Origin of the sequence: Mesorhizobium sp. M0243 (assembly GCF_040321775.1) — a bacterium.
GTDB lineage: Bacteria > Pseudomonadota > Alphaproteobacteria > Rhizobiales > Rhizobiaceae > Mesorhizobium.
Genome location: NZ_JAMYSF010000073.1, coordinates 1 through 1,168 on the forward strand (window position 1 = coordinate 1; position 1,168 = coordinate 1,168).

Here is a 1,168-nt window from a genome sequence, read left to right on the forward strand (position 1 = left end):
TAATACCAACGGTCTTGGCTGCTGACTCTTTTGTGATTTTGGCCGATTTGCGCGCCGTGATTCCCTATTGCCGAAGGAGATTCGGCGATGGGATCAGCGGTGAAGTTGCGGACGGACTTTTCGGCGGGGGAGCTTCGCCGTCTTGCCCGGAACTCAAAGGATGTGCGCCAGAGCAGCCGGCTGTTGTCGATCGCGGCGGTTCTGGACGGCATGAGCCGGGCCGATGCGGCCCGGATCGGCGGGATGGATCGCCAGACGCTACGCGACTGGGTGCATCGGTTCAACACGGCCGGCCCCGATGGTCTTGTGGACCAATGGGCGCCGGGACCAGCGTCCCGGCTGTCGCATGAGCAGCAGGCCGAACTGGCCGCGCTTGTGGAGAAGGGCCCGGATCGTGCCGTCGATGGCGTCGTTCGCTGGCGGCGGATCGACCTGAAGAAAGCCATCAAGGACCGCTTCGGCATTGATTATGACGCGCGCTATGTCGGGAAGCTGCTGCACAAGCTCGGCTTCTCCCACATGAGTGTGCGGCCGCGTCATCCGGCGCAGGATGCCCATATCATCGAGGAATTCAAAAAAACTGGCCTCGCACGCTGAAGGCGCATCTTTGCGACTTGCCGCCGCGTACGAAGGTGGAGATCTGGTTCCAGGACGAAGCAAGGATCGGCCAGAAGAACGGGATTGTACGGCAGTGGGCCAGACGCGGCACGCGGCCGCGACAGCCGGCCGACCAGCGCTACAAGAGCGCCTACCTGTTCGGCGCCATCTGCCCAGCACGTGGTACCGGGGCGGCTCTCGCACTGCCGTTTGCCGATACCGAGGCCATGCAACTCCATATCAACGAGATCAGCCGCCATGTCGAAAAGGGCGCCCATGCCGTACTCGTCATGGATCGCGCGCGGATGGCACACCACCGCAAATCTCAGCATACCGGACAACATCACCCCGATCTTCCTGCCGTCGCGCGCGCCGGAGCTGAACCCGGTCGAGAACGTCTGGCAGTATATGCGCCAGAACTGGCTCTCCAACCGTGTCTTCGACAGCTATGACGATATCATCGATGCGGCCTGCGACGCCTGGCAGAAACTCCTCGCAGCTTCCGAGACCATCACATCAATCGGGATGCGCCAATGGGCCCATGTCGGTCAAACCCCATGAGTCTTGGTAT

At 62.0% G+C, this 1,168-nt stretch carries 1 pseudogene; it reads left to right on the forward strand.

What is annotated here, in order from left to right:
- The first annotated feature begins 87 nt into the window (after positions 1-87).
- Positions 88-1,158, forward strand: a pseudogene (locus tag NKJ11_RS33660) (IS630 family transposase).
- Positions 1,159-1,168: the final 10 nt, after the last annotated feature.